At 34.2% G+C, this 6,117-nt stretch carries 6 protein-coding genes; 5 read left to right on the top strand and 1 reads right to left on the bottom strand.

Annotated features, from left to right (window positions below; genetic code table 11):
* The 3 genes from istA to LDK52_RS10320 form a co-directional block, all read left to right on the top strand.
* Window positions 1–1,173: IS21 family transposase (gene istA, locus LDK52_RS10330; RefSeq protein WP_277585881.1), on the top strand; the 1,173-nt coding region annotated here is incomplete at its 5' end.
* Complete coding sequence (istB, locus tag LDK52_RS10325; RefSeq protein ID WP_277585880.1) at window positions 1,173–1,898, top strand: IS21-like element helper ATPase IstB; 726 nt, start codon at window positions 1,173–1,175, stop codon at window positions 1,896–1,898. The genes istA and istB, both read left to right, overlap by 1 nt.
* An 80-nt stretch (window positions 1,899–1,978) precedes the next feature.
* Window positions 1,979–2,128 carry a hypothetical protein gene (locus tag LDK52_RS10320; protein WP_277585879.1) on the top strand — a complete coding sequence of 50 codons (150 nt, stop codon included), beginning with the start codon at window positions 1,979–1,981 and terminating at the stop codon, window positions 2,126–2,128.
* A 604-nt stretch (window positions 2,129–2,732) separates the two neighbouring features.
* Here the strand turns inward: LDK52_RS10320 and LDK52_RS10315 are convergent.
* Complete coding sequence (locus tag LDK52_RS10315) at window positions 2,733–3,182, bottom strand: YfmQ family protein (protein ID WP_277585878.1); 450 nt, start codon at window positions 3,180–3,182, stop codon at window positions 2,733–2,735.
* 675 nt (window positions 3,183–3,857) lie between these two features.
* On the opposite strand from LDK52_RS10315, the gene pdxR reads away from it, so the two are divergent.
* Window positions 3,858–5,288, top strand: coding sequence for a MocR-like pyridoxine biosynthesis transcription factor PdxR (pdxR, locus tag LDK52_RS10310; RefSeq protein ID WP_277585877.1), 1,431 nt, complete (start codon window positions 3,858–3,860; stop codon window positions 5,286–5,288).
* A 51-nt stretch (window positions 5,289–5,339) separates the two neighbouring features.
* Entirely contained in the window at window positions 5,340–6,056 is a 717-nt protein-coding gene (locus tag LDK52_RS10305; protein ID WP_277585876.1) for a site-specific integrase, read from the top strand.
* Window positions 6,057–6,117: the final 61 nt, after the last annotated feature.

Below are 6,117 nucleotides of genomic sequence, written 5' to 3'. Positions count from 1 at the left end.
CAAATTTTTAATGAGCTAAAAACCTATGGTTTCAAAGGTTCTTATAGAACAGTATGTAATTTTATTGAAGAATGGGAAGTTCAAAATGATCCGACTGTACCTGATAAAGGATCTGAAAGGTTAGAACACCCTTCGGGAGAAGCACAAGTAGATTTTGGAGTAATGGAGGCAGTAGAGGATGGGAAAACTCGTGATATTCGTTTACTTATCATGTCCTTTCCATTTAGTAACGGTGCATTCTATGAACCTATGCCATCCGAAAATCAGGAATGTTTTTTAGAGGGCTTAAAAGAGCTGTTCAAGAAGGCTGGTGGTGTACCGAGAAAAATAAGAATAGATAATCTTACTCCAGCAGTTAAAAAGACACGAAGTAAAACGGAAGAAGCCCAATTAACGGATGAATTTATGCGTTTTCAACTGTTTTATGGCTTTGATACACAAGTATGTAATGTACGAAGTGGAAATGAAAAAGGAAATGTAGAGAAAAAGGTTGGCTATATTCGTTATAATTTTTTCAGCGTTCCTCCAGTCATTACTGGCTTGGATGACTTATCGGGGCAATTATTAACCTTCTCTATTGAAGACCAATACAGAAAGCATTACAGTAAAGAACAAGAAATATACCAGTTATGGGAAGAAGAAAAAAACTCTCTAAAAAAGTTACCGGATTCGGATTACCCGGTGAGAAAAGAACAGCTGATTAAAGTAAATTCATACAATGAAATTAAATTGGATAATACTGTTTTACACATACCTAAAGGCAAGAATTATGTACAATTATTTTTGGTTTCCACATGGAATGAATACAAGGTTGTCACACCAGATGGAGAAATTGTAGCAGAAGGTCCAAGACCCTACATGAATAAGCGTAGATTAATTCCATGGAAACAAATTTTCCAATCTTGGATGTTAAAACCTCGAGTAGTGGAATACTCCAGATATCGTCGATATCTACCAGGTAGAATTAAAGATTACTTGGATATTCCTTCTAATCACGTACGCAAACAACGCTTAGAAGTAATTCTTGCCTTACTCTCTAGATATCCATTAGAAGAAATAAGCGAGAATTTCTACATACTTGTAGAAACAGATTCCGTACTTGAACAAGATCATCCTTATGATGTTAATTGGAATGAATATGATCAATTAGGGCATCAAGGGGGTTCTGAATAATGACAGAGAATCTTCGGAATCTTTGTAAACAACTTAGACTAGCGCATGTGGCCGATTCATTTGAAGACATTGAATTTTCTACTCCTCAGGATTTTTTGGTGGATATTTTCACGAAAGAAATAGAGATGCGTGAGTCAACAAAAATAGACAGGAACATTAAAAAGGCTCGGTTTTTAGAAAATAAATCGTTAGAAACATATAGTTGGAATTCGGCTATTCGTTTACCTCAAACGTTAAATAAGGACAAATTAGAGCACCTAGACTTTATAAAGGAATATCAGAATCTAGTGCTCGTCGGAGCACCAGGTACTGGGAAAACTCACCTAGCCTCTGCGTTAGGAAGACGAGCGTGTGAAATGGGTTATGAAGTGAGATTTTATCGAGTAGCTCATTTGGTAGAGGAGCTTGAAACAGCGCACAGACATGGCAAATTAAGTGCATTTCGAAAAAGATTCGATAGTATCCAACTGTTAATTTTAGATGAGATGGGATATGTACCATTTAGTAAGGAAGGTGCGGAGTTTTTATTTCAATTAATTACAGAGTTTTATGAGAAGAAGAGTTTAATCGTTACTTCAAACCTGGAGTTTAGCCAGTGGAATAGAATTTTCACTGATAGCAGGCTAACAGCAGCGTTAGTTGATAGATTAATACATCACGCTCATATTATTACATATGTTGGTGAAAGTTATCGCCTAGCTAATGCGCTCTCCCGTTCAAATTGAAGATATCTTTGGTGGCAACACTCTGTAAAAAACATTGCAATACTTTGTACTTTTTTCTTGCAAAATACAGGGGTGAGGGGATGCCAGAAAAAGTACGTCAAGAAGCGATGAAATTAGGTATTACTGATGGTAAGAATCCGTTTCGTGAAGTTAAACAATATTATGTCTGGAATGCTTTGTTACCACTAGCACGTCAAATTGAAGAATTAAATAAAAAATCGAAGTATTAAAACTTATTATTTTATTAGTTTGGATAATATTACTAGCTTAATATCTAATTCCAAAGGGTTATGGGCAGGATTGCTATTCAGAATCCTAATCTCTTCAAACATTGGGAACTAGGAATAAAGCCTAAGGCTGAATAATTGGAGCCGGATGAGCTGAGAGGTTCACGTCCGGTTCTGAGAGGGGCTACTGGGGAGGTTCCAGTGGTCTACTTGCCTTGTTGGTTGCTTCCAATATAAGAGCGAAGCTTTCTTTCAATTATGAAGCTGAGATTACAGATGTTTAAATGGCTCAACAGAAGAGGTCAAAGAAAATCCTTTACTTGGGATAAATTCAATTTTTTTCTGCATAAATATCCGTTACCTTCATCAAGATTAAGTTGGATATAAACGACTTAAGAAAAGAGATTAGCTATATATTTGTGAATAATGACTAGGAGGAGCCGTGTGCGTAAATAACGCAAACACGGTTCTATGAGGGGGGAAGAACACAATCTACCCTAAGGTAGAGAGGTTCATTTCTAATCGACTAGTTGAAGTTGGGTTAGAGTCAAAGGTTTTTATCTATTACTTTTTACATTATTTATCGGGGTTTGCTTAAGGATGTATATCAAGCCTTTTCACTTATACTATTTGAAATAGTAAACTTTTGTAGATGCTCAGAACTAAGACTATAGCAAGCAACTTTTTTCTTCCACTGCTTGACTACATCAATGTTGTCATCATTACAATATACAAAGAAATTCATTTCTTTTTTTCTACTTTTTACTTTAATAACAAATGGAATAATATTAGTCTCTGGATTTAGAAAAGACTTTTCATTCCCAGGAAATATGTGTTGGCTTTCTAAAAAAAGAGCTTCATTAAAATAGTCATTAAATTTAATCTTTTCTCCCTCTGTTAACTGCGTTCCGTTAAAGGTTACATTAATATCTTTTGAATCAAGTTTTGGATGAAGTGCAAACTTACTTAAAACCCATGCGACAAGTGCACTTGGGGGAGTCATTAAAAATTTTAAAATTGCTCCAAGTACTATAATTAGAATAGTCGTCCATGTCACTATATATCACCTCCTTAATTAATAATATCTGGTTACCTAATTTCCCTGTAGGTACTTGTGATTTATATTAATGACAATAATTTAATATAGCAATTAAATGTGGGATGTTTCACTAAATGTTCATTTAAGAAAACATTTTTAAAGTGATATTTAGCAATATAATAGTCTCAAAATATCTTAATAAAAGTGCTTTTAATATGCTTTATAATGTTTGGGTAATGGTAGAATGCGATAAATTGGATGGCTAAACTTATTCAAATGTGGGTGGGTACAAGCATTAATATTTATTGTATTATGAGTAATTAGGTTAGAAAGATAAACATTTCTTTATAAAGATAATATATGAAGGATTAAAAAGATTTGCAGATGCATTAAACACAACAAGATAAGAAAAGAGAATCATGATTTCATTCATGATTCTCTTTTATATGGTCAAGGTGTAAATGGAGGGGTAAGTGGTATAAGTGATTAAAAATACTAAGACTCATTTATAATTGAAGAGTAGATTAACCAAACCACATTAACCCAAAAAAGCAGTCATAGCATAAGAGATAAATAATGAGATTATTACGGAATAGCTTATCTTATCATTCTGGTAATTATTTTTGTTCATTTATGGGTATACTACATTATTAGTGTGTGTACTAAATACTTTATTGTAAGGAATGGTTAGATATGGACTGGAAACCTGATAGAAAAGCAAAAAAGGCTATCTATAAACAACTTGCGGAGTATATTGAAAATGGAATAGCTGATGGTACATTTCCACCTGACAAGCCTTTGCCTTCCGAAAGATCATTAGCGAAGGAGTTAAATCTAAATAGAAGTACAGTTATTGCAGCATATGATGAGATAGAGTCTAATGGGCTAATTAAGAGGAACCGAGGAAGTGGTACAACTATTAGTAAAGATATTTGGGGAATTACCAAAAAAAGAATCCCCAGTTGGAATAGATATGTGGAAGCAGGTTCCTTTTTACCGAATTTGCCCGTTACACAAAAAATACGTAAAGAAATAGAAGAACAGAATCTTATTAATATGGCGAGTGGAGAGTTGTCAGAGGATCTTTTTCCCATAAAGGACTTACGGAATATTACTTCAACCAGATCATATGCAGGAAGTATTGGGTACGACCACCCTCAAGGGAACAGAATATTAAGAGAAACAATTTTAAAACATGTTAGAGATTCAAGAAGAATAGAGAGTAGCCCAGGCTCCATACTTATCACTTCTGGCGCTCAACAGGCTATACATTTAGTAGTACAATGCCTGCTAAAGCCAGGAGATGCAGTTGCGATTGAAGAACCATCTTATCATTACAGTCTTCCTATCTTTAAGTCAGCTGGACTTAGAATATTTTATTTGCCTGTAGACAATGATGGAATTAACCCAGAGGACCTCATTTCGCTATATAAAAAGCATCGGATAAGAATGATATTTCTCAATCCGATTTTTCAAAACCCTTCTGGCACATTACTCAATGAAAAAAGAAGAAAGAGTATTTTGGAGATTTCTTCTGAACATGGAATACCTGTCGTCGAGGATGATCCATACAGTTTAACTTCTTTTTCAGGAGAACAAATATCATCTTTAAAATCAATGGATGTTAATGGCAACGTTTTATATATTAGTTCATTGTCTAAAATTGTGGCTTCAGGTTTAAGAATTGGCTGGATAATCGGTCCTAAACCCGTTATTGAAAGATTATCAGATGCGAAACAACAGATTGATTTTGGACATGCTAGTTTCAACCAATGGATTGCAAATGATTTTTTAGAATCAAATGAATTTAAACATCATATTAAAAACTTAGTTGTGCAATTAAGAAAACGAAGAGATCAAATTGTTTCCAGTCTATCTGAGTTTTTGGGGGACCAAGTTAATTTTCTTATTCCTGAAGGCGGTATTCATATCTGGTGTGAAATTAAGAAGGATTTTAATGAAGTACAACTTTTGGAAGAATCAATAAAGAGGGGTGTTATTTATGTTCCTGGTTCCACAATGGGTTCAAAAAAGAATTGTGTACGGTTTACATTTGCTAGCGCAAATGAGGAAAACATTCATGAAGGGATTAGAAGGTTTGCAAGTGCACTGCAAGTTATTTAGTTAATATTAATACCAGTTTTAATTCTTTCAGCTATTTCAGGTGGGGAGCCAGTGAAAGATTCTGATCCGCCTTCAGTACGATATCAGAAAATGAATATTTGGTCACAGGAAGAGATTCAACAATTTTCAACAAATTGCAAGGGGGAAAGGCATTACTTTACTTTCCTAATTGCCATATACACTGGAATGAGGAGAGGAGAAATCGTAGGGTTAAAATGGAGTGATATTGATTTCAATAGTCAAATTATCCAAGTTAATCGTTCATTAGCTACTATTCCAAAAGAGGGATATATTTTCACAACGCCTAAAACTACGAGTTCAATTAGAAGAATTAATGTTCCTGAGTTTGTAATAAATGAATTAAGATATCATAAAAGGCAACAAGATGAGTGGAAAGAATTAGTTGGTGAAATGTATGAGGATCATGATTTAATTATTTGTACCAATAATGGGACCTTTCAAGATTCGAGAAATGTTGTTCATGTTATGAAGCGCATAATAAAAAGTATAGGGATTACAGATATTAGATTCCATGATATTCGGCACACCCACGCATCTTTTCTTATTGCAGCTGGTATAGATATAGTTAGAATCTCGAATCGTTTAGGTCATTCAAGTCCTAGAACTACATTAGAATTTTATGCGCACTTATTACAAAGCATAGATAATGATATCGCTGACACTTTTCACAATGCTGTCCAAAGTAATGAAGAAAATACTGCGGACAAATTGCGGACAAACCATACTACTAAGGGAGGAAATAAGTGATTTTGGTTAAAAGGAAAAGCCTATAAACATTGATAAATCAACGTTTATAGGCTTATGAAAA

Origin of the sequence: Psychrobacillus antarcticus (assembly GCF_029533155.1) — a bacterium.
GTDB lineage: Bacteria > Bacillota > Bacilli > Bacillales_A > Planococcaceae > Psychrobacillus > Psychrobacillus antarcticus.
This window is presented reverse-complemented; position numbering and strand designations above follow the sequence as displayed.